The sequence below is a fragment of the Pseudomonas sp. MOIL14HWK12:I1 genome (assembly GCF_000510705.1).
In the GTDB taxonomy this organism is placed as follows: domain Bacteria; phylum Pseudomonadota; class Gammaproteobacteria; order Pseudomonadales; family Pseudomonadaceae; genus Chryseomonas; species Chryseomonas oryzihabitans.
On the sequence record NZ_AZNY01000006.1, the window covers coordinates 445,699 to 472,183 of the forward strand.

At 67.3% G+C, this 26,485-nt stretch carries 28 protein-coding genes and 1 pseudogene; 17 read left to right on the forward strand and 12 right to left on the reverse strand.

The window, feature by feature from the left end; genetic code table 11:
* On the reverse strand, positions 1-783 hold the full coding sequence (locus PSEK12I1_RS0106080; protein ID WP_027600987.1) for an NAD(P)H-dependent oxidoreductase: 783 nt from the start codon (positions 781-783) through the stop codon (positions 1-3).
* Positions 784-869: 86 nt separating this feature from the next.
* Between PSEK12I1_RS0106080 and PSEK12I1_RS0106085 the strand changes: the two genes are divergently transcribed.
* The gene (locus tag PSEK12I1_RS0106085; RefSeq protein ID WP_027600988.1) at positions 870-1,784 is read left to right on the forward strand and encodes a LysR family transcriptional regulator; all 915 of its coding nucleotides are present in this window, start codon (positions 870-872) and stop codon (positions 1,782-1,784) included.
* A 143-nt stretch (positions 1,785-1,927) separates the two neighbouring features.
* Positions 1,928-2,629 (forward strand): glutathione S-transferase family protein, encoded by a 702-nt coding sequence (locus PSEK12I1_RS0106090; protein WP_027600989.1) that lies wholly within the window; start codon positions 1,928-1,930, stop codon positions 2,627-2,629.
* Between the two features lie 128 nt (positions 2,630-2,757).
* On the opposite strand, the gene PSEK12I1_RS0106095 is transcribed toward PSEK12I1_RS0106090, so the two are convergent.
* A complete protein-coding gene (locus tag PSEK12I1_RS0106095; RefSeq protein ID WP_027600990.1) occupies positions 2,758-3,267 on the reverse strand; it encodes a nucleoside 2-deoxyribosyltransferase in 510 nt (169 codons plus the stop codon).
* A gap of 246 nt (positions 3,268-3,513) precedes the next feature.
* On the opposite strand from PSEK12I1_RS0106095, the gene PSEK12I1_RS25090 reads away from it, so the two are divergent.
* Positions 3,514-5,232, forward strand: coding sequence for a diguanylate cyclase (locus PSEK12I1_RS25090; RefSeq protein WP_027600991.1), 1,719 nt, complete (start codon positions 3,514-3,516; stop codon positions 5,230-5,232).
* On the opposite strand, the gene PSEK12I1_RS0106105 is transcribed toward PSEK12I1_RS25090, so the two are convergent.
* The gene (locus PSEK12I1_RS0106105) at positions 5,229-6,674 is read right to left on the reverse strand and encodes a PLP-dependent aminotransferase family protein (protein ID WP_177323741.1); all 1,446 of its coding nucleotides are present in this window, start codon (positions 6,672-6,674) and stop codon (positions 5,229-5,231) included. The two genes, PSEK12I1_RS25090 and PSEK12I1_RS0106105, sit on opposite strands and share 4 nt — an antisense overlap.
* A 168-nt stretch (positions 6,675-6,842) precedes the next feature.
* Here PSEK12I1_RS0106105 and PSEK12I1_RS25230 point away from each other — a divergent pair.
* A pseudogene (locus PSEK12I1_RS25230) lies at positions 6,843-6,950 on the forward strand (hypothetical protein); the annotation flags it as partial.
* An 86-nt stretch (positions 6,951-7,036) separates the two neighbouring features.
* Here the strand turns inward: PSEK12I1_RS25230 and PSEK12I1_RS0106110 are convergent.
* Both PSEK12I1_RS0106110 and PSEK12I1_RS0106115 read right to left on the reverse strand, forming a co-directional pair.
* The gene (locus tag PSEK12I1_RS0106110) at positions 7,037-8,083 is read right to left on the reverse strand and encodes a metal-dependent hydrolase (RefSeq protein WP_027600993.1); all 1,047 of its coding nucleotides are present in this window, start codon (positions 8,081-8,083) and stop codon (positions 7,037-7,039) included.
* Between the two features lie 3 nt (positions 8,084-8,086).
* On the reverse strand, positions 8,087-8,836 hold the full coding sequence (locus tag PSEK12I1_RS0106115) for an alpha/beta fold hydrolase (RefSeq protein WP_027600994.1): 750 nt from the start codon (positions 8,834-8,836) through the stop codon (positions 8,087-8,089).
* 141 nt (positions 8,837-8,977) lie between these two features.
* Here PSEK12I1_RS0106115 and PSEK12I1_RS0106120 point away from each other — a divergent pair, with 141 nt between their 5' ends.
* Positions 8,978-9,682, forward strand: a complete 705-nt coding sequence (locus tag PSEK12I1_RS0106120; protein WP_027600995.1) for a glutathione S-transferase N-terminal domain-containing protein — start codon at positions 8,978-8,980, stop codon at positions 9,680-9,682.
* 68 nt (positions 9,683-9,750) lie between these two features.
* Here PSEK12I1_RS0106120 and PSEK12I1_RS24265 read toward each other — a convergent pair whose 3' ends face one another.
* Positions 9,751-10,017, reverse strand: coding sequence for a DksA/TraR family C4-type zinc finger protein (locus PSEK12I1_RS24265; RefSeq protein WP_027599993.1), 267 nt, complete (start codon positions 10,015-10,017; stop codon positions 9,751-9,753).
* Here PSEK12I1_RS24265 and PSEK12I1_RS0106130 point away from each other — a divergent pair.
* The 5 genes from PSEK12I1_RS0106130 to PSEK12I1_RS0106150 all read left to right on the forward strand — a co-directional run bounded on the left by PSEK12I1_RS0106130 (position 10,016) and on the right by PSEK12I1_RS0106150 (position 13,549).
* A complete protein-coding gene (locus tag PSEK12I1_RS0106130) occupies positions 10,016-10,852 on the forward strand; it encodes a CDP-diacylglycerol diphosphatase (RefSeq protein ID WP_231501045.1) in 837 nt (278 codons plus the stop codon). The genes PSEK12I1_RS24265 and PSEK12I1_RS0106130 overlap by 2 nt on opposite strands.
* A gap of 22 nt (positions 10,853-10,874) precedes the next feature.
* Positions 10,875-11,087: a hypothetical protein gene (locus tag PSEK12I1_RS0106135; protein ID WP_007161022.1), complete on the forward strand. Its 213-nt coding sequence runs from the start codon at positions 10,875-10,877 to the stop codon at positions 11,085-11,087.
* Between the two features lie 241 nt (positions 11,088-11,328).
* Positions 11,329-11,970: a TIGR04211 family SH3 domain-containing protein gene (locus PSEK12I1_RS0106140; RefSeq protein ID WP_371099603.1), complete on the forward strand. Its 642-nt coding sequence runs from the start codon at positions 11,329-11,331 to the stop codon at positions 11,968-11,970.
* Positions 11,971-12,085: 115 nt separating this feature from the next.
* Positions 12,086-12,673: an NUDIX domain-containing protein gene (locus tag PSEK12I1_RS0106145; RefSeq protein ID WP_027599990.1), complete on the forward strand. Its 588-nt coding sequence runs from the start codon at positions 12,086-12,088 to the stop codon at positions 12,671-12,673.
* A 3-nt stretch (positions 12,674-12,676) separates the two neighbouring features.
* Positions 12,677-13,549 carry an oxygenase MpaB family protein gene (locus tag PSEK12I1_RS0106150; RefSeq protein WP_027600997.1) on the forward strand — a complete coding sequence of 291 codons (873 nt, stop codon included), beginning with the start codon at positions 12,677-12,679 and terminating at the stop codon, positions 13,547-13,549.
* A 436-nt stretch (positions 13,550-13,985) separates the two neighbouring features.
* Here the strand turns inward: PSEK12I1_RS0106150 and dbpA are convergent, their stop codons facing one another.
* The gene (gene dbpA, locus PSEK12I1_RS0106155) at positions 13,986-15,359 is read right to left on the reverse strand and encodes an ATP-dependent RNA helicase DbpA (RefSeq protein ID WP_007161026.1); all 1,374 of its coding nucleotides are present in this window, start codon (positions 15,357-15,359) and stop codon (positions 13,986-13,988) included.
* A 127-nt stretch (positions 15,360-15,486) separates the two neighbouring features.
* Between dbpA and PSEK12I1_RS0106160 the strand changes: the two genes are divergently transcribed.
* A complete protein-coding gene (locus PSEK12I1_RS0106160) occupies positions 15,487-16,119 on the forward strand; it encodes a glutathione S-transferase family protein (protein ID WP_027600998.1) in 633 nt (210 codons plus the stop codon).
* A gap of 6 nt (positions 16,120-16,125) precedes the next feature.
* On the opposite strand, the gene PSEK12I1_RS0106165 is transcribed toward PSEK12I1_RS0106160, so the two are convergent.
* On the reverse strand, positions 16,126-17,226 hold the full coding sequence (locus tag PSEK12I1_RS0106165; protein WP_027600999.1) for a catalase family protein: 1,101 nt from the start codon (positions 17,224-17,226) through the stop codon (positions 16,126-16,128).
* A gap of 177 nt (positions 17,227-17,403) precedes the next feature.
* Here PSEK12I1_RS0106165 and PSEK12I1_RS24745 point away from each other — a divergent pair, with 177 nt between their 5' ends.
* The gene (locus PSEK12I1_RS24745; protein WP_169742430.1) at positions 17,404-17,547 is read left to right on the forward strand and encodes a hypothetical protein; all 144 of its coding nucleotides are present in this window, start codon (positions 17,404-17,406) and stop codon (positions 17,545-17,547) included.
* 120 nt (positions 17,548-17,667) lie between these two features.
* Positions 17,668-18,507, forward strand: a complete 840-nt coding sequence (locus tag PSEK12I1_RS0106175; protein ID WP_007161030.1) for a DUF6502 family protein — start codon at positions 17,668-17,670, stop codon at positions 18,505-18,507.
* On the opposite strand, the gene PSEK12I1_RS0106180 is transcribed toward PSEK12I1_RS0106175, so the two are convergent.
* Entirely contained in the window at positions 18,504-18,950 is a 447-nt protein-coding gene (locus tag PSEK12I1_RS0106180) for a type IV pilin protein (protein WP_027601000.1), read from the reverse strand. The two genes, PSEK12I1_RS0106175 and PSEK12I1_RS0106180, sit on opposite strands and share 4 nt — an antisense overlap.
* A gap of 910 nt (positions 18,951-19,860) precedes the next feature.
* Here PSEK12I1_RS0106180 and PSEK12I1_RS0106185 point away from each other — a divergent pair.
* Positions 19,861-20,544, forward strand: a complete 684-nt coding sequence (locus tag PSEK12I1_RS0106185; RefSeq protein WP_051399186.1) for a class I SAM-dependent methyltransferase — start codon at positions 19,861-19,863, stop codon at positions 20,542-20,544.
* 3 nt (positions 20,545-20,547) lie between these two features.
* Here the strand turns inward: PSEK12I1_RS0106185 and PSEK12I1_RS0106190 are convergent, their stop codons facing one another.
* Complete coding sequence (locus tag PSEK12I1_RS0106190; RefSeq protein ID WP_027601002.1) at positions 20,548-21,522, reverse strand: DUF6515 family protein; 975 nt, start codon at positions 21,520-21,522, stop codon at positions 20,548-20,550.
* 293 nt (positions 21,523-21,815) lie between these two features.
* Between PSEK12I1_RS0106190 and proP the strand changes: the two genes are divergently transcribed.
* Together proP and PSEK12I1_RS0106200 are read left to right on the forward strand one after the other, a co-directional pair.
* Positions 21,816-23,267, forward strand: a complete 1,452-nt coding sequence (proP, locus tag PSEK12I1_RS0106195) for a glycine betaine/L-proline transporter ProP (protein ID WP_027599979.1) — start codon at positions 21,816-21,818, stop codon at positions 23,265-23,267.
* Positions 23,268-23,776: 509 nt separating this feature from the next.
* Positions 23,777-24,256, forward strand: a complete 480-nt coding sequence (locus PSEK12I1_RS0106200; protein WP_007161040.1) for an Lrp/AsnC family transcriptional regulator — start codon at positions 23,777-23,779, stop codon at positions 24,254-24,256.
* Here PSEK12I1_RS0106200 and PSEK12I1_RS0106205 read toward each other — a convergent pair.
* A complete protein-coding gene (locus tag PSEK12I1_RS0106205; RefSeq protein ID WP_027601003.1) occupies positions 24,230-25,081 on the reverse strand; it encodes a Brp/Blh family beta-carotene 15,15'-dioxygenase in 852 nt (283 codons plus the stop codon). The genes PSEK12I1_RS0106200 and PSEK12I1_RS0106205 overlap by 27 nt on opposite strands.
* A gap of 2 nt (positions 25,082-25,083) precedes the next feature.
* Positions 25,084-25,776 (reverse strand): bacteriorhodopsin, encoded by a 693-nt coding sequence (locus tag PSEK12I1_RS0106210; protein WP_027601004.1) that lies wholly within the window; start codon positions 25,774-25,776, stop codon positions 25,084-25,086.
* 219 nt (positions 25,777-25,995) lie between these two features.
* Between PSEK12I1_RS0106210 and PSEK12I1_RS0106215 the strand changes: the two genes are divergently transcribed.
* The gene (locus PSEK12I1_RS0106215; RefSeq protein WP_027601005.1) at positions 25,996-26,388 is read left to right on the forward strand and encodes a globin domain-containing protein; all 393 of its coding nucleotides are present in this window, start codon (positions 25,996-25,998) and stop codon (positions 26,386-26,388) included.
* The last annotated feature ends 97 nt before the right edge of the window (positions 26,389-26,485 follow it).

Here is a 26,485-nt window from a genome sequence, read left to right on the forward strand (position 1 = left end):
TCACTCCTCCCGCAGATGAACCCCCAACCCCGTCCGCCCCGGCGCCAGGTCAGGCTTCAGGGTCAGCGCCGGAATCTCGTAGTCCCCGCCATTCTGCCGCCGGAACGCCAGGGGTGTGTCCGTGGCCAGCCCATCCAGCCGTGCCCCATAGGCCTGGCACAGCCGCTCGAAGGCGACCGCGTCGACCTTGCTCGTGCGATAGACCGGAAACGGCGGCAGCACGCTGAAACCGGGATAGAAGAGGATGCCGTGCTGGATGGGAAAGAGGATGTCATCCAGGCCCCCGTTGATCCCACGCGCGCTGTAGTGTGATTCCCAGCCGCCACAGGTCACCACCAGCATGGCGCGCTTGCCGGCCAGGGTGCCTTCGCCGTAGCGATCGCCCCAGTGGCTATCGCTGTGCTCGCCCACCCCATAGGCGAAGCCACAGGCATAGACCCGCTCCACCCAGCCCTTGAGGATGGCCGGCAGGGAAAACCACCACAGCGGAAATTGCAGGATCAGCACATCGGCCCATAGCAGCTTGGCCTGCTCGGCGGCGATATCCGCCGGTTGTCCACCACTGGCATAGGCGCGCTGGGAATCGAGGACCGCATCGAAACGCTCGCCGGATGCCAGGTGCGGGGCGTCCGCGGCATCCAGGGTGGCCTTCCAACCCATGGCATAGAGATCGGAGACCTGGACCTCATGGCCGGCCGCCTGCAGATGGGCCACGGCGAAGTCGCGCAGCGCGCCGTTGAGCGACCGGGGTTCGGGATGGGCGTAGACCAGCAGGACCTTCATGGTGATCACCTCGTGAGAAAGAGGTGCCTAGACTAGAAGCGGTCGCGCTATGCTGAAAATGAATTGCCGAAACAGCAGCCATTGCCATGCACAATAGCTTAAGGCGCCTCGACCTCAATCTGCTGGTCACCCTCGACGCCTTGCTCGCCGAACTCAACGTGACCCGCGCCGCACGCCGGCTCAACCTGGCGCAGCCCACCGTCAGCCTGCAACTCGGCCGACTGCGCCAGGTGCTCGAAGATCCCCTGCTCTTGCCGGGTCCCCGCGGCATGCGCCCCACGGCGCGTGCCGAGTCCCTGCGCGAGCCGTTGCGCCAGGCACTGGCCGCGCTGGAAGACGCCCTTGCACCGGCCGCCCCCTTCGAACCGGCCCGCGCCGAGCGAACCTGGCGCATCGCCGCCAGCGACCATAGTGCAACCACCCTGCTCACCCCGCTGCTGGCTGACCTGCGTCAGCAGGCGCCCGGTATCCGCCTGGCGCTGCTGGACAAGAAGCCAGCGTTGCTCGCCGAACAGCTGGAGGGGGATCACCTGGACCTGGCGCTGGATGTGGCCGATACCGCCGCAGCGGGTCTGCGCCAGCGCCTGCTGTTCACCGAACACTATCTGCTGGCGAGCCGGCGCGGCCATCCGGCCCTGCAGCAACCTGTGTCCCTGGACACCTTCTGCCAACTGGATCAGGCGCTGGTCTCGCCGAGCGGCGGCGGCTTCGCCAGCGTCACCGATCGGTTGCTGGCGGAACAGGGCCGCGCGCGGCGGGTGGTGCTGTCGGTGCCCCACTTCGCCACCCTGGCCAGTGTCCTGCTGGTCAGCGATCTGGTGGCCCTGCTGCCCGCCCAGATCGCCCTGAATCATCCCGGCCTGCAGGTCCAGCCGTCACCCCTGGCCATCCCGGGCTTCGACATGCTGCTGCTCTGGCCCGAACGCCTGCACCGCGATCCCGCCCATGCCTGGCTGCGCGAACGGATCGTCGCCAGCCTCGTGAGCCAAACGCCGGCCTGACCAATCGACTCTTTGCATGAAGGGCATACAGCGAGTTGGCTGTTGCTCCCCCGCCCTGGCCCGGCATTCTTGGTCACCTCAGACGAACGCGGCACGACCGCCCGCAGTCGCATGTTGCGTCACTGTCCCTTCCGGAGCCCGCCATGGCCAAGCTACGCCTCTTCACCTCGCCGTCCGCCTTCCCCAACCCGCAACGGCTGCGGCTGTTCATCCATGAAAAGGGCATCGCCGATCAGTTCGAGGAGGTCATCCTGAAGATGGCGCCCGAAGGCGAGCAACGCCAGTGGCAGCACCTCAAGCGCAATCCCTGGGGCGAGACCCCGACCCTGGAACTGGCCGAAGGCGGCTACCTGGCCGAGAGCGCGGCCATCGCCCGCTATCTGGACAACAGCCATCCCGGGCGCAAGGTCATGGGCGAAACGCCGCTGGAGCAGGGCCAGGACGCCATGTGGAACGACCGCATCTTCGTCCATGTGCTCTATCGCATCGTGACCATGTTCCATGTGCAGCACGAAGGCCTCGGCCACAAGCTCGAGCTGACCCATAACCCGCAATGGGGCGAGCATTGCCGCAAGGAAGCCCTGATGCACGCCGCGCTGGTGGATCGGCACTTGGCCGACGGGCGCGAATGGCTGCTGGGCGGCGCAGCGCCGACCTTCGCCGACATCACCCTGTGCACCGCCATCGCCTTTTCCAAGTTCCCCACCAACCAGACGCCGCTGGACGAGCGCTTCGAGCACCTAGCGGCCTTCTGGGCGCGCTGGCAGCAGCGCGACAGCTTCCGTACGGCCTATGCCGATGGCCACAGCGGACTGGACGAACTGGCGGCCCTGGCGCACGGCTGACTCCGCTGCAACCGCGCTCCTCCCCGGCTCAAGGCCCCGTAGCGTGGAAAACGGCGCAGCCTTTTCCACTGTCCTGACCGCCAACCAGCCCTCTCCCCTCTGGGAGAGGGCTGCACGCCCCCGCTCGGCTAGCCCAGCCGCTCGCGCAATACCGCCAGGGCCTCCTCCGGGCCCCCGACGACGATGCTGGCTGGCACCGCCAGCATCAGATTGAGCGGTAGGCCGAATTCCTCCAGCGTCCAGCCGTCACGGTCCAGTAGCCCCTTGCCCACCCACTCGGGATGGCGGGCGCGAATCCGCTCGGCCAGGCTGCCCGCCTCCGGCACATGGCCGACCACCGGCTTGCCCAGGGCGACGGCGTAGCCCACCTCGAAACAGGTGCCGCTGTCAGGCTCGGCGCCGCGAAAGAAGTTCAGGCTGGCCAGGACGCCATCCGCCTGCCTGATCAGCGCCAGATTCGCCCGATAGATCCAGGCGGCCTGCGCCCCCGGCTCCGTCAGCTCCGGGGGAATGGCATTGTCCAGTGGAAACAGGCCCGTGCAGCCGTGACGGGCGCACAGTGCCTTGAGCGCCTCGCCCTGGGCGACGGCGTCGGGACGAAAGACCTCGGGGCCGGCAAGATAGATACGGGGTGGCATGGCAGGACCTCGCGAAAAGCGCCAGTGTAGAGGGTGGGTACTACCTCGTCTGCCTGACAAGGTTTCGTGATCGCCATGCCACTCGTGCTCCCGGCACGACCGTTTACGCAATAACCAATCCGCCCGCCCCCGCTTGTATACGTTTTGAAAGCTAGACCTTTTAAGATCGGCGCACCTTGAGAGCCTGACTCCCCCGCTGTCCGGAATCGGCTCGCCTCCTGGGCATGCTCGCTTCGGTGTCGCCTGATGTCTGGCCGTTTTCTGCTGACCGTTCACCTCAATCGACTGATCAATGCCTTGCTGGTGGTGACCTCGCTCGCCACTGCCTGCGGCATGGCCCTGCTCGTGCGGCAGGCCCATGAGAATTCGACAGGCATGCGCCTGACCCGGGATCAGTTGCCGGTCTACGCAGAGGCGCTGCGGCTGGTGGAAGCCGTCTCCGCCGAGCGTGGCCCGACCAATGCCCTGCTCGGCGGTCGTGGTGGCGATAGCCGTGAGCTGGCGCGCGCCCGAGCCCTGAGCGATCAGCGCTTCGCTCGTCTGCAAGACCTGCTGCAGGACTGCCAGCAATGCAGCGTGACCGCCGAGCAGGCGGCAAACGGCTATCAGGCGCTGCTGCAGGCGCGTGCCCGGGTCGACCAGCGCCTCTGGGCCACGCCCGACGATCCCGCGCCCCAGGACATCGCCACCCTGGTCCAGGGCATGTTCCGCGCCCTCGACAGCAACTTCATCACCGCCGACCTCACCCTGCACGACCTCATCCAGCGCAGCCCGGCCGTGGCCATCTACCTGGTCAATGCCAAGCTGGCCGCGCGCCTGCGCGACACCGCCGGACGCCTGGGCTCGCTGCTGACCCCCGCACTGCAGGCGCAGCGCCTGCCCAGCGGCGCGGAACAGGTCCAGTTGCTGCAGACCCAGGGCCGCATCAACCAGCTGATGGACCTCCTGCGCAGCAATCTCAATCTGGCCCCCGGTCGCCCCGAACGCGATCGTTTCGTGCAGGTGCAGGAGCGCTACCTGGGCGAAGGCCTGGACTGGTACCACCAGACCCTCGCCGCCCTGGCGACCGGCACGGCGCCCAGTGCGGCCAGCTTCGCCCGGGGCTATGTCCCGACCATGGTCAGCATCCTGGAGTTGCGCGACGAAGCCCTGAGCCTGGCCCGCGAGGAAGCCGACGCCCTGGCCCGCGAGGCCCAGCTGCGGCTGCTGCTGACCATCGCCGCGGCGGTGGGCATCCTGCTGGCGCTGGGCACCGGCCTGCTGCTGCTCAAGCAGCGCCTGCTGACGCCGCTGCTGGCCAATACCCAGCGGCTGCTCAGCCTCAGCCGGCGCGCCCGACCGCTGGGGACGGTGGCCGAAGACGATCCGCGCACCCTGTTCGCCGCCTTCGCCCAGTTGGAGGACGAACTGCTGCAGGCCGACCGACTCCGCCAGGAGCGTGACGCCCTGATCGCCGAACTGGGCATCCGCGCGGAGACCGACTACCTCACCGGCCTGGCCAATCGCCGCGCCTTCGAACGCGAACTGGCGCAGGGGGTGACCAGCACGCCCGGGCAGTTGGCGGCGATCGCCTTCGATGTCGATCACTTCAAGCGCATCAACGACACCTACGGCCATGCCGCCGGCGATCTGCTGCTGCAACAACTGGCGCAGCGCTGCCGCGAACTCTTGCGCCCTGGCGATCGCATTGCCCGGATCGGTGGCGAGGAATTCGCCGTGCTCGCCGACGTGGCCCAACCGGCCGACGCCCTGGCACTGGCCGAGCGCCTGCGCCAGGGCATCGCCGCGACGCCCTTCGCCGTCGGTCCGACCGAGGCGCTGCCGGTCACTGCCAGCTTTGGCGTGGCGGTGACGCCGCGCCTGGCGGAAGGCGTCCCGGTTCGCTTGCTGGCGCAAGCCGATGCCGCCCTCTACCGGGCCAAGCATCGCGGGCGCAATTGCAGCGAGATCGCCGAACTCGGCTAAGCCAGCGTCGCCAGCGACCGCGGCAGCGCCTCGTCGAGCAGTCGGCAGGCGGCTTCGCCCACGCGCCGCACGCCCTCCTCGATCCCTGGACGCTGGGCCTGGGCATAGTTCAGGCGCAGACAGTTACGGTACTTGCCCGAGGCGGAAAAGATGCTGCCGCAGGCGATCTGCACGCTCTGGGCGAGCAACTCGCGATTGAGTCGATGGCTGTCGCAGGCCTCGGGCAACTCGACCCATAGCAGGAAGCTGCCCTGGGGCTGGCTGACGCGGGTACCGGCGGGAAAGTAGCGCTGCACCCAGGCGCTCATCAGGTCGCGATTGCGCTGGTACTGGGCGCGCATGCGCCGGACGTGCACGGTGTAGTGACCGGCGGCGATGAATTCGGCGATGGCCAGTTGCGGCTGGGGTGCGGTGCAACCGGTGCCTATGTACTTGAGGTGCAGGATGCGCTCGGCATAGCGCCCGGGCGCCACCCAGCCGACCCTCAGACCCGGCGCCAGGGTCTTGGAAAAGGAACTGCAGAGCACCACCCGGTCGTCTTCGTCGAAGGCCTTGAGCGCCCGGCCCCGGGGATAGCTGTAGAGCAGGTCGCCGTAGACATCGTCCTCGATCACCGCCAGGTCATGCTTGCGCGCCAACGCCACCAGCTGGCGCTTGTTCGCCTCGGGCATGCAGTAGCCCAGGGGGTTGTTGCAGCTGGGGGTGAGCTGGATGGCCCGCACCGGCCACTGCTCCAGGGCCAGCTCCAGCGCCGGCAGGCTGATGCCGGTGCGCGGATCGGTAGGGATCTCCAGCGCCTTGAGCCCCTGGCCCTTGAGGGTCTGCATCACCCCGTGAAAGGTCGGCGAATCCACCGCGACGATGTCGCCCTCCTGGCAGGTGGCGCGCAGGGCGACGGCCAGCGCCTCGTGGGCGCCGCTGGTGATGACGATGTCATCGGCGGTGAGCACGCAGCCGGCGTCCAGTTGCAGCCGCGCCACCTGTTCGCGCAGCGCCGCCACGCCCTGGATGCTGTCGTAGGACAGCCCGGCATTGCCCGGCCGCCGCGCCAGGCGTGCCATGCCGGCGAGCAAGGGGGCCAGGGTTGGCGCCTCGGTATCCGGCAGGCCGCGGCCGAGTTGCACCCGCACCGAATCCGGGGTGGAGGTCATCAGCTCCCGCACCGGTTCCCAGCCAGAGACCTCCACCGGCCAGCGCGCCGGCCGGGTCACCCGCGGCAATTCGATGGCGCGTCGCTCCAGGCGGACGAAATAGCCGGACTTGGGCCGGGGCTCCACTAGGCCGCGGTCTTCCAGCAGCCGATAGGCCTGCTGCACCGTGGCCAGACTGACCCCGTGCTCCTGGGCCAGGGCGCGCACCGACGGCAGGCGTTCGCCCGGTCGGTAGAGGCCCTGCTCGATACGGCGGCCGAGGGCATCGGCCAACAGCTGATAGCGATTCATGCCCGGACTATAGCGGCGCAGACAGGCATCGCGCGCCATACAGATGGCCACGCCGTGCACCATACAGCTGAGCGCTGTAAGGCAGCTGTATGGCGGACAACCCATCGGCCTGGATCTGCCCCTGAAGCGGCTGGCGGCGGAGCATGGAGACAGCCCAGGAGAGACGCCATGCCCAGAGACCCCAGCCTTCACGACCAGACGCGCGCCAGCGGTTGCTGGCTGCTGTTCCAGCGCCAGCTGACCACCCGCCGCGTCCTGCCGGAGCTTACCGACCGGGAACTGGCCGATGTCGGCCTGGACCGCCATACCGCCCTGCGCGAGGCCCGGCGCCCCTGGTGGCGACTGCTGCTGGAGGCCTGGCGTCAGTCCGGCAGGCGCGACAGTCGCGCGGCCCAGTCCGCCACTGGCGATGGCAGCTCCGGATGCCAGAGTCTGCGCCAGACCACCGCCAGCTGTTCGCGGCCCCCTCGCTCGCGCGGCCACAACGACGGCTCGGCGACCAGTCGCCAACCGCTCGCCTCCCGCTGAGCCAGGACGAAACGAAAACTGTGGTAGCCGGTGGCGCCCAGGCGCAGATCGGTCACCACCAGGTCGTTGCCCAGGCGGTCGTAACGCAGCCAGTCATCGGTGAACCAGCGCAGCCGCTGCTCGGCCGGCGAATCGGCGAGGATCGGCGCCAGTTCGCCACCCCGTGGCAGCGGGATCAAGGCGGGTGGGCGATCGTCGAACAGTCCCACCCAGGTCTCCCGGTAGCGCTCGGGTCCGTCATCCACCATGACCCGCCAGAGCAGGCTGGTGAACGGCAGCGGCGCGCTGAACAGGCGGGCATCCGCCTGCCCCTGGGCCGCCAGTACTTGGCGCACCTGGCGCTCGGCGGCGTACTTGGCCACCAGGGTCCAGCCCAGATAGACGGTGGACAACGCCAGCGCCGCCACGGCCAGCCGCGGCGAGCGTCCGCGCGGGCCGATCAGCAGCCCGGCCAGCACCGCCGCCAGCAGCGGCAGGGTATAGAGCGGATCGATGATGAAGACGCTGGACCAGGCCACCGGGGTCGTCGGCAGCGGCCAGAACAACTGGGTCCCATAGGTGGTGAAGGCATCCAGCAAGGGATGGGTGACCAGCACCAGCCAGAGCGTCAGGAACAGGCGTCCCTGGCTGTAACCGGGATCGCGCCAGCGACCGCAGATCCCCGTCAGCAACAGCGCCAGTCCGGTCAGCACGAACAGCGAATGGCTAAAGCCGCGGTGATAGGTCATTTCCTTGACCGCATCGCCGTAGTCGATGACCACATCGAGATCCGGCAGGGTGGCCAGGGCGGCGCCATAGAGGATGGCGCGCCGCCCCTGCCAGCGACCCAGGAGCGCGGTCTGGACGGTGGCGCCGAGCACGGCCTGGGTCAGCGAATCCACCGGTCAGAGCTCCCGGGCGAAGTCGAGCATCAGTCGCGCCAGGGCCTGGGGCGTCTGCAGCGGCATCAGGTGGCCGGCGCCGGGAATGACCTCCAGGCGGCTGTTGGGAAAGGCCGCCAGGGTGGTGCGGCGCTGCTCGTCCGGCCCCGGCACCTGCTGGTCGTCGGCGCCGCAGACCAGCAGCACCGGATAGTCCAGGGTGTCGATCCGCTCGCTCCAGTCCTCGCGACTGCCGTGATCGACCCAGGCGCGCCAGGCCTGCAGATTCAGCCGCTGGGCATCGGCGATCACCACCTCGCGGATGGCATCGGGCAGGCGGTGGGCGCTGGCTTCGTCGACGAAGGCCTCGGCTTCCGCCCGGCTCTTGCCATAGGCGCGCTGGGCATCGCGATCCGCCTCGCTCATGGGCTGCGGTCCGGGCGGCGAAGGCGCTACCAGGATCAGCCCGACCAGATAGTCCGGTCGCCGCGCCGCCAGCACCACGGCCACCTTGCCGGTCATCGAATGGCCGACCAGGATGCAACGCGTAAGACCCAGGGCGCGGATGCTGGCATCCACCTGATCGGCCATCTCGGCCACGCTGTAGCCCTCGACCGCGGCGGCATCGCCAAAGCCCGGCGTATTGAGCGCCACGCAGCGGTGTTCGCCATCCAGGTAGGGGGCGGTGGGAAACCAGGTGCGGTGCGAGCCACCGAGAAAGTGCATGAGCACGAAGGTGGGCGAACCGCTGCCCTGCTGGCTGTGGGGAAGCATGGGAAATCCTCGGTGCGGGGCTGAAGGCACTCCTCAGATGGAGAGGTGGGCATCGCGCTAAGTTCCGCTTCGCTCGAGCCCTGGCAACCCGGGCCGCGCCGGCCGGTCTCACCAGAACCGCCCCCTTGCCAGGAGTCCACCATGGCCGATCTGTCGCGCTTTCCCATCACCCACCGCTGGCCCGCCCGGCATCCCGAGCGCCTGCAACTCTATTCGCTGCCCACGCCCAACGGCGTCAAGGTCGCCATCCTGCTGGAAGAACTCGGCCTGCCCTACGAGGTGCATCGCATCGACTTCGGCAAGGACGACCAGCACACCGCGGAATTCCTCTCCCTGAGCCCCAACAACAAGATCCCCGCCCTCCTCGACCCCGACGGCCCTGGCGGCGAACCCCTGGGGCTGTTCGAATCCGGCGCCATCCTGCTCTATCTCGCGGAAAAGACCGGGCGCCTGCTGCCGGAGGATCCGGCGCGGCGCTACCAGGCCATCCAGTGGCTGATGTTCCAGATGGGCGGCATCGGCCCCATGTTCGGCCAGCTCGGCTTCTTCACCAAATTCGCCGGCAAGGACATCGAGGACCCCCGTCCCCGCGAGCGTTATGTAGCCGAAGCCCGGCGCCTGCTCGGCGTGCTGGATGGCCAGCTCAAGGGCCGCGCCTGGATCCTGGGCGAGGACTACAGCCTCGTCGACATCGCTACCTTCCCCTGGATCCGCGCCCTGCTGGAGGTCTACCAGGTGGCCGACCTGGTCGGCTTTCAGGACTTCCCCGAGGTGCGTCGCGCCCTCGACGCCTTCCTCGCCCGCCCGGCGGTGCAACGCGGCCTGCAGATCCCGGCAGCGCCCTGATGCCGGGCGACGTCGAGCTGGGGCTGCGCCAGTGGCTGGAAATCGGCCCGGCGTTCACGCGCTCGGCCCTAGCGCAACTGACTGTCCTTGCTCGCCCGCCGGTTGTAGCCGCCGGCGCGCTGGTCTTCGGCGTCCTGCTCGGATTGGCAGCGGATGCACAGGCGCACGCCCGGTACCACCTGGCGGCGTGCTTCGGGGATGGCGTCGCCGCATTCTTCGCAATGGGTGAGGCTCGCGCCCCGATGCAGACGGCTACGGGCGCGCTGCACTGCATCGTCCACCGTGCTGTCGATCTGTTCCTGAACCGCGCCGTCTCCGGCCCAACCATTGGCCATGACTGATCTCCCAGTGCGTTGCCCTGATAGCCATTGGAAGCGCCGCGCGCGCAGTTGTTCGCTGCCGACCGGCGGCCGCTCGTCGTGGCGGCGTCTGCTGTCGCTGCTGATGCTGGGCATGGCGCTGACGGGCTGTGCCAGCCGCGACCTGCTGCGCCAGGTCACGACCGGGCTCTGCCTGCCCAATGCCCGGCTCACCGGTCTGGCGGCGCCCTGTCGCCAGGTGGTGGCGGATCCCGGCTTCGCCGTGCTGCGCGCGCCGGGTGAGCGACAGCATTTCATCCTCGTACCGCTGCGATCCTTGCGCGGGTTGGAAAGTCCGGCGCTGTGGCAGCCCGGCCAACCCAACTGGTTCGGTCTGGCCTGGCGCCAGCGCTGGTACCTGAGCGCCTGGGGCCGGGCGCCGGTGGCGGACGAGCGGATCGCCCTGGCCCTCAATGCCCCCAGCGGGCGCAGCCAGGATCAGCTGCATGTGCACCTGGCCTGTCTGCGGCCCGAAGTGCGCGCGCAGCTCCTGCCGCTGGCGCCCGCTCTGGACGAACACTGGCGCGCGCTGCCAAAGGCGCTGGCGGGCAGTCTTTATCAGGCGCGGCGGTTAAGCGAAACCCAGTTGCTGGCCGCGGATTTCTTCCAGGCCCTGGCCAACCGGCCGCCCTATCCGCTGCCGGATCCACGGCTGTCACTGGCGGTGGTGGCCTTGCCGAGCCGGGACGCCAGCCGCCAGTTCCTGCTGCTGGCCGGTCGCGCGGGCAGCCAGCCGGGCGACCAGGGTTCGGCGGAACGGTTGCTGGCGGCGGACTGCCAGGGAACGACCGCGGCCCCGGCGACTCAATAGCGCCAGCGCGCCAGGAGGCCCCATGCCGCAGGAATTCCAAGACCTCTTCGACTTCATCGATCAGCTGCTCGCCTGGTCCGACTTCTATCTCAAGTCCGGCCTGTTGCTCTGCGGGGTGGGCATGGTGGCCGGCGCGATCGCCTGGAAACGCTGGTGGGGCAAGGCACTGGCCTTCGGCTGCGCCGGCCTGGGCGCGCTCGCGGCCCTGAGTCTGGATCTGCTCCATCGGCTCTGAACCGCCGCTGCAAGATCCTGAACGGCTTTGCCGCTTTTACCGCCTACCGCATGGCGGCAAGATGACACTGACCGTCGCTTTCCGCCGCCAAAGCTTGAACTGCTTCACCGTCTCGAACAGAGGGCGCTACGGGTTGGCGGATAGATCGCGGCGGCTTGCTAGGGTACTGCCCCACAATAATCCGGCTTGTTCATCACGGCCTTCATCTTTTCAGCTCATGCATACAGACCCGATCATGCCCATGTCCCCAACTCGCCTGCTGTCCCGCCTACCGCATCTCGGCCTCTGCCTGGCTGCCTCCCTCGCTTCCCTGGCCGGCACCGCCGTGGCCCAGGAAGGCACTGCCCGCTGGGTCAGCGACAGCCTGACCACCTATGTCCGCAGTGGTCCCACCGATGGCTATCGCATCGTCGGCACCCTCAAGTCCGGGCAGAAGGTCGAGCTGATCAGCACCCAGGGCGACTACAGCCAGGTGCGCGGCGAAGGCGGCAGCACCGTCTGGATTCCCAATGCCGATCTGCAGGCCAAGCCCGGCCAGGCCGAGCGCCTGCCACAGCTGGAACAGCAGGTGGCCGAATTGAGCGGCCAGCTCAAGACCATCGACGACAGCTGGAAGAATCGCGTCCAAGGGATGCAGGAGACCCTGGATTCGCGCAAGAAGCAGATCGACGAACTGGAGAGCCGCCGCAAGGACCTCGACGCCCAGCTCACCCAGGCCCAGTCCGAACTGCGCAGCACCCAGGCCAAGCTCGGCAACGAGAACAAGCAGGCGCTGATGCAGTACATGGTCTATGGCGGCAGCATCGCCGGCGCCGGCCTGCTGGCCGGCCTGATCCTGCCGTCCATGACCCGGGGTCGCAAGAAGAACGACCGCTGGTTCTAGACGTCGGGGGCCAGCCCTTCTCGCGGCTGGGCGGAACCCGGGGTCACGGGGCATGCCTCAGAAAGGCAGCGCTTCTGCTACCGTGGCCCGACGCCTCCTGTCCAGACGAGCCCCCATGCCCGACACCTCCCGCATTCGCATCCAGCAGGTCGAGACCCTTTCCGCCGACTGGGGCCTGCTGAAGAAGACCACCTTCGACTACCTGCGCCGTGACGGCAGCTGGCAACGCCAGACCCGCGAGACCTACGACCGCGGCAACGGCGCCACCATCCTGCTGTACGACCGCGAGCGGCGCACCGTGCTGTTGATCCGCCAGTTCCGCCTGCCGACCCTGGGCAACGGCCTGGACGACGGCCTGCTGGTGGAGACCCCCGCCGGCCTGCTCGACGCGGCCGCCCCCGAAGCGCGCATCAAGGCCGAGGTCGAGGAAGAGACCGGCTATCGCCTGGACAACGTCCAGCACCTGTTCGACGCTTTCATGAGTCCCGGCTCGGTGACCGAGTTGTTGCACTTCTTCGCCGGTGAATACCGCGCCGACCAGCGCATCGCCGACGGCGGTGGACTGCACGAGGAAGGCGAGGACATCGAGCTGCTGGAACTGCCCTTCGACGAGGCCCTGGCCATGGCCCGCGACGGCAGGCTGCTGGATGGCAAGACCATCATGCTGCTGCAGTACGCGGCGCTCTACCTGCTGCCGCGCTAGTCCATGGAGCGGATCCGCAGCCGTATCGAACAGCAGGTGATGAGCCTTACCGGACTGGCCCTGGGCGAGGTCGACTACGAGCAACCACCGGGCGACCCTGGGTTGTTCGGGCCTGGCAGCGTGCCCTGGCGGGTGCACAGCGACTTCACCTGCATGCTGATCGGTGGCATCGCCGCCCTGCTCATGCAGACCCTGCACCCGCTGGCCCTGGCCGGGGTCTGGGACCATTCGAAATTTCGCGAAGACATGCTCGGCCGCCTGCGGCGTACCGGTCAGTTCATCGCCGCCACCACCTTTGGCAGCCGCGGCGATGCCGAGCGACTGATCGCCCGGGTCAAGGCCATCCACCGGCATATCCGGGGCCAGGCCGCCGACGGCCGCCCCTACAGCGCCGAAGACCCGGCGCTGCTGACCTGGGTCCATGTGGCCGAGGTCAGTCACTTCCTGGCGGCCTATCTGCGCTATTTCGATCCCCGACTGCCGGGCACCGAACAGGATCGCTACTACGCCGAAATCGCTCTGGTCGCCGAACGCCTGGGCGCGACCGACGTGCCCCGCTCCCGGTCGGAGATAGCCGCCTACTACCAGGCGATCCGCCCGCAGCTGGTGTGCGACGAACGCAGCCGCGAGGTCTGCCGAGTGCTGTTGCAGGCGCCCGCGCCCAGCGCCCTGGCCAAGCCCTTCGGCGCCTTGATGATGCGGGCCGGCATCGACCTCTTGCCCGACTGGGCTAGCGCGGAGCTGGGTTTCCACCAGGGTCCGCTGCAACGGCAGCTGATTCGCACGGGCATAGGCGCCACCGCCCCGGTGCTGCGCTGGGCCGTGCGCAACGGCTCCTCGCATCGCGCCAGACGGCGGATGGGGATCGAGGGCTGAGGCAGGTGGGGTCGGGACGGCTCCATCGTCGAAGCCCAACAGCCCGAGGTACGTCAAGGCACTCAAGCGACCCCCTCTCCCCCTGGGAGAGGGCTGGGGTGAGGGCGCCCCTCGAGACGAAGCCCCAGTGGAAAAGGCTGCGCCGTTTTCCACGCTACGGCGCTGCTTGGATAGCCCCCTCTCCCCTTGGGAGAGGGTCGGGGCGAGGGCGCGCCTCGCGACGCAGTCCCAGTGGAAAAGGCTGCGCCGTTTTCCACGCTACGGCGCTACCACACACCTGAGACAGGCCTATCGCTGATCGCGGCCGTGCCGGTGCGCCGTAGCGACTGCTCCTACAGATCGGTTTGATACCTGTAGGAGCGGCCCATGGCCGCGATAAAGCCAATACCGTCAGGCGCGGGTCGTCAGAGCCACAATGCCCGTAGTCAAATCCGCCCTACAGCATCCGCACCTTGATCGACCGCCCCTTGATCTTGCCCTCGCTCAACCGCTGCAACGCCTGGCGGGCAATATCGCGCTCCACGGCGACATAGGCCTGGTTGTCGAACAGGGTGATCTTGCCGATCTTGGCGCCGGGCAGGCCGGCGTCGCCGGTCAGGGCGCCGAGGATGTCGCCGGGGCGCAGCTTGTCCTTCTTGCCGGCCGCCAGGGCCAGGGTGTGCATGGCCGGTACCAGCGGCTCCGGGGTGTCACGCAGGGCGCCGAGGGGCTGCCAGTCCAGCGGCGAGCCCTGCTGCACCTCGATGGCCTGGGCGCGACTGGCCTCGGCCGGCGCCACCAGCGACAGCGCCAGGCCCTGCTCACCCGCCCGACCGCTGCGACCGATGCGGTGCACGTGCACCGCCGGATCGCGGGACAGCTCCACGTTGATCACGGCCTCCAGGCCGGCGACGTCGATGCCGCGGGCCGCCACGTCGGTGGCCACCAGCACGCAGAGACTGCGGTTGGCGAACATCGCCAGCACCTGGTCGCGCTCGCGCTGCTCCAGATCGCCATGCAGGGCGGCCGCGGAGATGCGCTGGGCATGCAGCGCCTCGACCACCTCCTGGCATTGCTGGCGGGTCTGGCAGAAGGCCACGGCGCTGGCCGGGCGATGGTGCCGGAGCAGGCGCACCACGGCGGCCAAGCGATCCTGGGCGGCGATCTCGTAGAAGCGCTGGCGGATCTGCGTCTCGCTGTGCTGACTCTCGACGCTGATGCGCAGCGGCGCCCGCAGATAGTCCTGGGCCAGGCGCTCGATGCCTTCCGGATAGGTCGCCGAGAACAGCAGCGTCTGCCGCCGTGCCGGCGTCTGGCTGAGGATGTCGGCGATGGCGTCGATGAAGCCCATGTCGAGCATGCGATCGGCTTCGTCGAGCACCGCGACGTTGAGGCCGTCCAGCACCAGGGTGCCCTTGCGCAGGTGCTCCTGCACCCGCCCCGGGGTGCCGACGATCACCTGGGCGCCATGCTCCAGGGAAGCGATCTGCGGCCCTAGCGGCATGCCGCCACAGAGGGTCAGGATCTTCATGTTGGGCGTGGTGCGCGCCAGGCGACGCAGTTCGCGGGCCACCTGGTCCGCCAGTTCGCGGGTCGGACAGAGCACCAGCGCCTGACAGCCGAAATAGCGCGGATTGAGTCCCGTCAGCAAGCCGATGCCAAAGGCGGCCGTCTTGCCCGAACCGGTCTTGGCCTGGGCGATGAGGTCCTGGCCCTTGAGGATGATGGGCAGGCTGGCCGCCTGGATGGGCGTCATGCTCAGGTAGCCGAGTTCGGCCAGATTGGCCTGCATGGCCTCGGCCAGCGGCAGGGAATCGAAGGATGAGGGCACGGGAGTCCTGTGAAACGGCTGGTAAAGGTTTACCAGTTTAGCAGAAGGGTACCGGCTCTCCTGCGAATGGACGCTGGATGAGGGCCTACCTATGCTAAGGGGTACGACAACTCAAGGAAGCTTCACCATGTTCGACCGGCCTGTGCTCTACACCCACCCCATGTCGCGCGGACGCATCGTGCGCTGGCTGCTGGAGGAGCTCGGACAACCCTACGAGGTGCAACGGGTCGACTACGGGCCGGCGATGAAATCCCCGGCCTATCGCGCCATCAACCCCATGGGCAAGGTGCCGGCGCTGCGCCATGGCGCCGCCGTGGTGACCGAGACCGCCGCCATCTGCGCCTATCTCGCCGACGCCTTTCCCGCTGCGGGGCTCGCCCCACCGCTGAGCGATCCGGCGCGCGGTGCCTACTACCGCTGGCTGTTCTTTGCCGCCGGTCCGCTGGAGGCGGCCACCACCAACCAGGCGCTGGGCGTCGTCCTGCCCGAAGACCCGCAAAAGCGCGGCGCGGTGGGCTATGGCAGTCTGGCCGAGGTGCTCGACACCCTCGACGCCGCCCTGGCCCCCGGTGAATACCTGGTGGACGACCGCTTCACCGCCGCCGACGTCTATGTCGGTGCCCATCTCGCCTGGGGCATGGCCTTCGGCACCATCGAGAAGCGCCCCCACTTCGAGCGCTATGTCGCCGGGCTGGTGTCCCGCCCGGCGGCGGTACGCGCTCGCGAACTCGACGACGCCGAGCTCGCCACGCTCAACTGAGCCGCGTTACAGCTCCACCGGTCCGCGCGGATGGTGCAACGGGCAGCCGTTGCGCTCGCTGCGAAACTGCGACGACATCTCGTAGGCCGGTTGCCGCGATCTCATGATGCCGCCCAGCGGGCGGTGCGCAGCCAGGCCATGCCAGGGGCTGAACACCATGCCATCGTCCACTTCGCGCGAGCGCGCCTCGTTCCAGGCCGGCTGCGGCTGCACCTCCAGGCGCGCCACGGTCACATAGGGACTAAGGTCTTCCGGCCAGACCACCGAGGCGTCCTCGATAGGTGTCCGCTCGATATCGACGCCCAGCTGCACGCGGATCTCCCAGACGCCGCCGTGCCGGGCGAAATGGGCATTGACCGCCTCGCGCAGGCCGTCGGGCTTGCCGTTGACCTCGACCGGCGCGTCGGTCAGAGCGGTCAGCTCGGGCGCCACCGGGACCACGCTGAGCTTGGCGAAATAGGGGCCGTAGAGAAAGGGCACCATGGTGTAGAAGGTTTCGCCGAGCGGATGGGTCTCTGGGTGGCCACCCAGGCTCTTCAGCGTCGGACTCTCGCCGCCAAAGGCTTCCACCACCTTCTCGGTGCCGCGCAGCACCGCTGACGCCACCTTCTTCAGGCCCTCACCGCGGTCGGTGGTCTTGGCCAGCAGCTTGAGCGTCTTGAGAAAGGTCTTGGGATCCGGCGCGGTAAAGGCCGGGGCGTTCTGCATGACGAAATCCTGGGTCACCTGGCCTTCGCTACCGGGCAGGCGCTCGCCCGGCACGTCGATCAGCTTGAGCGCCAGACCCCGCGGGGTGGAAACGCTGTCAGCCAGGATGTCGCCCGGATTGGTCGAGAATCTCAATACCGCGGCATAGTTGCCCGGCACGGCGAAGGCGCCCTGGGCATAGGCCGGCGGCAGGCCGTCCAGCACCCGCACCTGGCCGGTGAGCAGACCGTGACTCTTGGCGTGCACGCTGCGGATGGCATGGCCGCCATTGGCGTAGGTGGTCTCGGTAATGTCTCTCATGGCCGCGACCATCTCGCGAACGGTTTCGGCTTCATCATCCGGCACCTGTTCGAAGGCGGGCTGGAACGGCAGCGGGTGGACAGCGGTAGGCGTGGTCATCACGAGACTCCTCGGGCGCCGTCATTCGGATGAGACGGTCAACCGATAGACCGCTATCGCGCTAACGACGTTCGAGCGCTGGCCACCCGGCCGACACGAGGTCACTGTCGACAGCCGCTCGGGAACGGCCCCGCCCAGAGGGGTTCGATATCTCCACACCCACCCCGGAGAGCCACCATGAGCGACGCCAACCAGAAGACGTACGACAATCCCAGCAACACCCCGCCGCCCGAAGAGCTGCCCTATGCGGACATGGAGCCGGAAGAGTTTCCGGACGATCCGGACGTGGCCGGCGAGACCGAATCGGGCACTCCTGGCTAGCCATGCCCTGACCCGCGGACGACAGCCTGAGCGGCGTCCGCGACACTTTGTGACCGGCCGGTTTGACTGGGGCCCAAGGCGCCGCGAAGATGGGCAGGCGTCTGCCGTGTCGAGTCCCCCATGCTTTCCACCAAGGTACCCTTGCTTCTGCGTAGCCTGATCGGTCGGCTGGTGCGTATCGCCATCGCCTCCGGCGTGACCTACCAGACCTTCGATCGCCTGCTGCGCCAGACCTACTTCGAGGTCGCCCAGGATTTCGAACCGCTGCGCGACAAGCCCAATTCCGACAGCCGTATCTCGGTGCTGACCGGCCTGCCGCGCCGCGAGGTCCGCGCCCTGCGCGAGGCCAGCCCGGAACGTACGCCCTGCACGCCAAGCCTGGAATGGCAGGTGCTCAGCGCCTGGACCTCACGATTGGATCTGCTCGATGCCGAGGGCAATCTGCGCCCCCTCCCCCGCACTCAGCGCCGTGGCGGCGAACAGAGTTTCGACGCCCTGGTCGCCAGCGTCGGCAGCGACGTGCGCGCCCGCACCGTGCTGGATGAATGGCTGCGCAAGGGTTACGCCCGCCTCGACGAGGAAGACCGGGTGGTGCTCACCCCCCGCTCGCTACTGCGCGGCACCGAGAGCCAGGAAGGCGCAGGGCGGCTGCTGGCCCATTTCACCGGCGACCTGCTGGCCGGCTTCGAGCGCCTCTACCTGCAGGACCGCGCCGCGCCGGACTTCACCTTTCACGTGGTCTACGGCCACAACCTGACCGAGGATTCCACGCTCAGCCTCTATCGCACCGCCTACGACGAATCCATGCACCTGCTCAACCGCCTCAACCGCCTGGTGGTCGAACACGAAGCCCGCGACGCCGGCAAGGCCGACGCCACCCAGCGGGTCACCCTGGGCTTCGGCGGCTATCGCGTGGAACAGGACCGGGATGCCGGCCTGGTGCAGGGACGGGAGGATTAGCGCCAGCAGTCAGTGGGATCACCCCTCGATACCTTTTTGACGCCTTGAGCGTTAAGTATCAGATTGCCACAGGAATCTTTTTCCTGACTGCCCTTGGGCAGTGCGGTCAGCACATAGGGACCATCACTGCTATAGCCAGCACTACCAGCAGCGCTGGTTAAAATCGTCAGTTCGTAGTACCCGCTGCTGGAGAACACTCTGTCACTGCCGGGATTGGTCTTTGTATTGACAATGTTTAGGTCTTTTACCTTCGCCGGATAGGCATTGTTCTGCGCATAGAAGCGCTCCATCCGTGCCGCCGCCTCGTTGAGCAGTGCCTGCCCCTCGCTGCGGTTGGAGCGCAGCACAGAGGTCTGATAAGTCGGATAGGCAATGGCTGCCAGGATGCCAACAATCGCCACGACGACCATCAGTTCGATCAGGGTAAAGCCTCGTGCTCGCATCGCTACCTCAGAGATCGGGAATCTGATTGAAGAAGGTACGCCAGGTCTGACGTGCGGGTGTTATGCCTGACACCCATACTCAAACTGCCAGGCCACGTTGCTGCGCTTTAGGCAAAGGCTTTGCCTAGCAGCATGCTGGGCCTCACGCTCGATTGGACCACTACCACACACCAGATTCTCAGCTTGCGCAAAGCTCGGCGACCGGCAGCCAAGCCAACACAAAAAAGCCGTAGGAATAAGGACCTAGCCTTTCGTGCCCATAGCCTAACGATAGGTAATGGCGTTCGAATCGCAAGGATTCTTGCTGGAGAGAAACCTGCACGCCGACAAGCCCGATCTTGAGACCTGCTGAGACTCAAGGACATGGATGAGTCGGTGTGGGGATGCAGCACGCACAATCCGTACGAACGGCATCCGCCCTCTTTGCCCCACACGCTTGATTCTTCCACGCCTGCAATATCCTCTGCGATTTGCTTCTCTCGTCCTTACCTGACCCTATCCCATCACCAAGGTCTTACTACTACGCCACAGAAGCGTAAAAACGGCCTCACTTTCAGCCCACAACTGATTTGATTGAACGAACAAACAATAAACCGATATTTAAATTGAAAGAACGAACAATCAAAAACAATTAGAACTACCAACTTCTCATTCAAGCCAGATAACGCCCGACATAACTAGCCAAACACCGTGCGATTGTTCTAAAACAGTAAAGGTCCTACCTGGAGCAGCCGTCACGCCTCGCTTGCAGCTCTTGGACGCGAAGACGAAAGAGCCACTTTCAATCCGCACGACGAAATAGCGAAGCGCTTGCCTCCATCGACAGGCCGCAACTTTTCATCCTCGGACGCCGCGCCGAGTTGGCGCCGTAACGCCTCTGCTTTCATCTACCGACAATGACAAGGCCGCTATGCACGACTCGAAGAAAATCGATTATTCGCTGAATACCGCCGACACTTCCGCACCGCACTCCGCGCTGGACAATGCCGCCATCATTTCCGCCTACCGGCGCTGGGCCAATGTCTATGATCGGGTGTTCGGCGGCGTTTCCGCCCCTGGTCGCAAGCGCGCGGTGGCGGCGGTCAACACGCTGGCGGGTACCCGGGTGCTGGAAGTGGGCGTCGGGACGGGGCTGGCCCTGCCACACTATGGCGCCGACAAGCGCGTCACCGGGATCGATCTCTCGCCCGACATGCTGGCCAAGGCCCGGGAGCGGGTCATTCGCGACGACATCACCACGGTGGATGCCCTGCTCGAAGCCAATGCCGAGGAAACCGGCCTGCCAACCGGCTCTTTCGATATCGCCGTGGCCATGTTCGTCGCCTCCGTGGTGCCCAATCCGCGCAAGCTGATGCAGGAGATGCGCCGGGTGGTGAAGCCGGGAGGTCACCTCTTGCTGGTCAATCACTTCCAGGCCGAGAGCGGCTTGCGACTGCTGGCGGAAAAGGCCCTAGCACCGGCCTCGCGCAAGCTCGGTTGGCACCCGGACTTCGCCATGGACTCCATCCTCTCCCGCGAAGACCTGCGCCGCGCCAGTCGCAGCAGCGTGCCGCCCTTCGGGCTGTTCACCCTGGTGCAGCTGACCAACGACTGATCGCTACTCCACGCGATAGCCACGCCCCGCCAGGCAGGCCGCCAGCGCCTGGCGGAAGCGCGGGGTGAGGTAGGGATCGCCGACCGCGCCGGGTCGTTCGGGATCGAAGCCCGACTCCCCGGCGGCGTAGCGCCGGCAGTCGTAGCGATCCGTGGCGTAGCGCTGCGGCGACTGCCCCTGCATAGGATAGGCGGTGACGTCATAGGCGTCGTAGTCCGCTCCCGCAGGCGCGGCCGTCGTGGCCGGCACGGCCGCCACGGTGGGATCGGCGACGGTGACGAAGCCGCCGCCCGGATCGGTGCGGTAATAGCTGCCCGCGGCGAAGTAGTAGGTGGTGCCGCCCATCCACAGGGTCTCGGCAAAGGCCGGTAGGACGCTGACCCGCACCCCGGTCGGTGGCAGGGTCACCACATAACGCGGCCCCTGGGGTCGATACCAGTAGCCGTCGGCATAGTAGTACTGGCTGTCGCGGTACCAGACGCGGGTAAAGCCGGCCGGCACGCCCGGCACCTCGAAGCCCGGTCGCCACTGGGGATTGGTGCCCCAGCCCGGACGCGGACCGGCCCACTGGGGATCCCGCTCCGGACGCGGTGGCGGCGGGTAGTTCCGCCCCGGTTGATCAGGCGCCGGCATCATATAGCCTGGGCGCGGCAAGGGAACGGGGCGATCCTGCCAGGCCGGCTGATAGCCCGGCCGCGGTGGCGGGGGGTCGTTGCGCTCCCAGCGCTCCAGCGCCGGACCATTGCCGCGCCCAGGACCGTCGCCACGCCCGGGCGGCCCCCCATTCCAGTCACCCTGGCCACCGCCCTGCCAGCGCCCGGCGTTGCCGGCGGGGGCGATCGGCGGCGGCTGGGCCCCGGCTGGCGGGGTCACGTAGCCGCCGCCGAGGCGATAGTTGTTGTCGGCCCAGGCGGGCGCGGCGTTCCACAGGGAAACGCCGGAAAGGACGAGCGCACACAGCACGGCAGGCGATTTCATCGCACGGCTCCACGAGGGGATGACCCAGAGTACCCCAAGGCTTGGACCCTGCCCCAGCCTGGCCGTTAGCCGCGCGCCCCTCGGCCATCGAACGGCCGCCACAGACTGCCGAGGGCAAGCCGGAAAAGCCACAGGCCGCAAAGGCGGAGCAGCCTCCCGGGCCTGGAATCTCCCAGGGCCGCGCAGGCATTCCCGGGTCGATCCTTGGAGGCGGTGGGGAAGTTTCTGCCCCTCTGTCATCGCACTTCTAGCGGTCCGCTCGGGTCTATGGCCCCACGCAAGGAGGAAAACACATGTCGAAACACCATCATCACGTTGGCTGGTTCAAGCGCCGCCATGAGGTAAAACCGGACGACCTCACCATCGTCGATAATTCTCTGGTCAAGCGCGCCGTCGGCGCCGCCGCCCTCGGCAACGCCATGGAATGGTTCGACTTCGGCGTCTACGGCTACCTGGCCGTGACCCTGGGCAAGGTCTTCTTTCCCGATGGCGATGCCGCCGCCCAGCTGATCGCCACCTTCGCCACCTTTACCGTGGCCTTCCTGGTCCGGCCGATCGGCGGCATGGTCTTTGGCCCCCTGGGCGACAAGTACGGTCGCCAGAAGGTGCTGGCCCTGACCATGATCATGATGGCCCTGGGCACCTTCAGCATCGGCCTGATTCCCAGCTACGAGAGCATCGGCATCTGGGCACCGGCCCTGCTGTTGCTGGCGCGCGTGGTGCAGGGCTTCTCCACCGGGGGAGAATACGGCGGCGCAGCGACCTTCATCGCCGAATACGCCACCGACAAGACCCGCGGACGCATGGGCAGCTGGCTGGAATTCGGCACCCTGGCCGGCTATATCGCCGGCGCGGGAACGGTCACGGCGCTCACCGCGGCCCTGACCCAGGAACAGCTGCTCGACTGGGGTTGGCGGGTGCCCTTCTTTATCGCCGGCCCGCTCGGCCTGCTCGGCCTCTATATGCGCCTCAAGCTGGAAGAGACCCCGGCGTTCAAGGCCCACACCGAAGCCAACGAAGGCAAGGCCGCGGACGGTCCGGCGCACAGTCTGCGCGAGCTGTTCACCCTGCATCGCGTCGCCCTGCTCAAGTGCATCGGCCTGGTGCTGGTGTTCAACGTCACCGACTACATGCTGCTGACCTACATGCCCAGCTACCTGGCCGTGACCATGGGCTACGCCGAGACCAAGGGGCTGCTGCTGATCCTCATCGTCATGGTGGTGATGATGCCGCTCAACATTCTCGGCGGCTTCTTCAGCGACCGCCTGGGCCGCAAGCCGATGATCATCGGCGCCTGTCTGGCGATCCTGGTCCTGGCGATTCCCTGCCTCAAACTGATCGGCAGCGGCCACGACTGGCTGATCTTCCTCGGCCTGATGCTTTTGGGCGTGGCCCTGGCCTGCTTTACCAGCACCATGCCGTCCACCCTGCCGGCGCTGTTCTACACCCCGATCCGCTACAGCGCCCTGTCCATCGCCTTCAACATCTCGGTGTCGCTGTTCGGGGGTACCACCCCGCTGGTCACTGCCTGGCTGGTGGAAAAAACCGGCGACCCCCTGGTGCCGGCCTACTACCTGATGGCGGCGGCCGTGATCGGCATCCTGACCATGCTCACCGTGCGCGAAACCGCCGGCAAACCCCTGCGCGGCTCGCCGCCCTCGGTGGCCAGCGAAGAGGAAGCCAAGGAATACCTGGCCAGCGACGCACCCCTGACCGTGGACAAGCAGCCGCCCGGGCAGGCGTAAGCCTGAAGGTCTGCTCGCCGCCATGGCGGTCCGCCGAGGCGGCCGCTCATACAGGGGTATCCGTATCTGTAGGAGCGGCCCATGGCCGCGATGCTCTTCCCACCTAACCTCTCCCAAACGCCCCCAAACGCCCCCTCTCCCTCTGGGAGAGGGNNGGGGNGAGGGTGAGCCCAACGCCAAAACTTCCGCCCAAAAGAAAAGGGGAGACCTTGCGGCCTCCCCTTGAATTCGTTGTCCTCTCGCACCGCTCGTGACGGTGGCTGCGATCGACCAGGAATGGTGACCTGGGCGGGCCCGGGCGCGGCGGACGGGATACCGTCGTTGGCGATGCGAAAGGCCCTCCTGGGGCGCCTTCGTTGGACAGCTCTACCGGGCTATCGAAGTTGAGTTCAGCTTACGCCCCTGCTGCCAGCAGCGGGTTGCGTTGTGCAGCTTCTTTCCCACCTCTTGCGCAATCCCTGGCCATAAACCTAGCATTAGGCGCAATCGGCTAGCGCAAGGCATGCAAAATGGACAAACTCGATCGCTTCGATCTGAAAATCTTGGCAGAACTGCAGCGCGACGCGCGCCTCTCCAACCAGGAACTGGCCGAACGCATCGGCCTGTCGCCCTCGCCCTGCTCGCGACGGGTCAAGCAACTGGAAGACAGTGGCTACATCACCCGCCAGGTCGCCCTGCTGGATCGCAAGAAACTCGGGCTGTCGCTGACCGCCTTCGTGCTGATCGGCATGGACAGGCACACCCCCGAGCGCTTCGAAAACTTCCAGGGGATCATCGCCCAGTGCCCCGAGGTGCTGGAGTGCTGCCTGGTCACCGGCATGGATGCGGATTATCAGCTCAAGGTGGTGGTGCCCGACATGGAGCACTATCAGCAGCTGCTGCTGGGCACCCTGACGCGCATCGAGGGGGTCTCCAGCGTGCGCTCGAGTTTTGTGCTCAACCAGATCCTGGCCAGCACCGAGCTACCGCTCAACCATCTGCGGCCCTGAGCGCGGCGCGGCCTCGGCACCCGGGGCGAGAAAGCGCGGCAGCACCAGCATGTGGGGTACGGCGAAGGCCGCCAGCACGGCGAACAGCGCCCGGATGCCGGTGCGCTCCTGCAGCACGAAGACCAGGCCACCGGCCAGGGTGAAGACCGCCGCGCCCAGCAGGATCGGCCAGGTCAGCCGCAGATAGGCCGTAAAGGTAGGCGCCCCCAGCAGCCGCTGGCGTACCCCGGTCTGGGGTGCGGCATGCAGCAGATAGAAGCCCAGGGCAAAACCGACCAGAGGCGGCGCCAGCACCACGGCCAGCAGCGTGGCCGCCAGCCAGGGACAGCGGCGCTGCCAGGCGGCCAGCAGCAGCCCCGGCAATGCCAGGGTCCCAGCCAGCACCAGCAGCCTGGCCAGCCACTCGGCCAACGCCGGAGCGGCATCCGGCCCCATGGCCAGCGCCAGTAGCCGGGCCACGGCCGTCTCATGCAGCACCGCCGGACCACCCACGATGAACAGTCCCAGCGCCAGAGCACTCAGCCGATCGGCGAGGAGTTCGTCTTCATGGGCGAAATGCCAGATCGACAATAGCAGGAACAGCGGCAGCGCCAGCGTCCCCGCCAGTTGCCAGCAGAGCAGGCAGGCCAGGGCCGTCGCCAGGTAGCTGCCAAGAAAGGCGAGGCGCCGTGCGGGAGCGACCAGGCGTAGATCGCTTGCGCCATGCAGGAGCCCCAGCCCCAGGCCCACCAGCAGTGCGAAGGCCAGCTGCCCTGCCCCACCCGCCAGGCTGGCGAGCCCGGCGGCCGGCAGCAACAGCCATCCGCCGCGCCCGATGGCCGTCATGCTCAGACGCCAGACCGCGCCAGGGCCGTCTTGAGATTGCGCTCCGAGGTGAAGGCGTAGACCACCTTGGCCAGCACATCGAGAATCAGGAAGACCCAGACCGTGGCCGCATCACTCACCGCCCAGACGCCCTCGGGTCCCACGGCGAAGACCACCGGATAGATCAGCCAGAGCACACTGAGAAAGCCGACGTTCTGGCGATAGGCCGCGCCAATGGCGGCATGCTGCCCGGCCAGGGTCGCCAGCGGCTTCCACAGCAGATAGAGGACCCCGACGAAGGCGGCGCAGGACCAGGCGAAGAACACCCACTTGATGGTGCCGTAGGGCGCCAGGGAGGCGACCAGACCGGTCACGATCATCACCACGTCGAGAGTCACGATGGAGGCCACGAAACCGGCCTGGCCTTCCTGCTCGCGGGCACCCAGGTAGGCCGAGCTCACCACCCCGGCCAGCAGCAGCGGCGTGGTGAAGGTCCAGTCCAGGTAGCGGGCGACATAGGTGATGCTGCCGTCCGGTTTGATCAGGTTGCCGACCCCCAGGTACATGGCCAGATAGGCCGTGGCGGCGATGAAGGGCACGGCGGCATGAACCAGGGTATGGCCACGCAGCGGACCGCGGTGGGCGCCCTTGGCATAGATGGCCAGGGAGGCGAGCGACATGATGACGAAGCCGATTAGCAGAGGGGTCGGACTCATGGGGTTTCTCCAGGGGGACGATAGGCGCGCCGCGACGGACCAGGCCCTCTGGAGTAGGGGTTTCTCGGCGATCGCTGCGCTTAAGGTAGAGAAGCCGCCTTGTGAAATGGTTCAAAATGTTTCAGAGAGTCGCGAAGCGTCCTCCTCTTGATGGGAATCAAGACGACCTCGGCATCGCTCGGGCAGGCTGCGCCGTTTCTTGCCGACCCAGGAATCCGCATGCTGCCGGCCCAGAACGTGATGCTGAGCTACGGACGCTGCTGCGCCAGCCCCGCCTTCTTCGATGACTTCTACCAGCGCTTCCTGGCCAGTTCGCCCCGGGTGCGGGAGAAATTCGCCCACACCGACATGGCTGCCCAGCAGTTGCTGCTGCGCCACGGCATCATGAACCTGGTCCTCGTCGCCCGCGGCATGCCCGCCACCCGGCTGCGCCAGCTCGGCGAAAGCCATTGTCGCGTACGGCTGGACATCGACGCCGAACTCTACGACCTCTGGGTCGACTGCCTGCTCGCCACCCTGGCCGAGCACGATGCCGACTTCTCTCCAGCTCTGCGCCAGGAATGGCGGGAGGTGCTGGAAGCCGGGATCGCGGTGATGCGCAGCTACTACTGACCGGGCTGGGCCCTGTTGGGCTTCGCCGCGCTCAACCTACGCCCCACCTGCACCGTACCCGCCCCAAACGCCCCCTCTCCCTCAGGGAGAGGGCCGG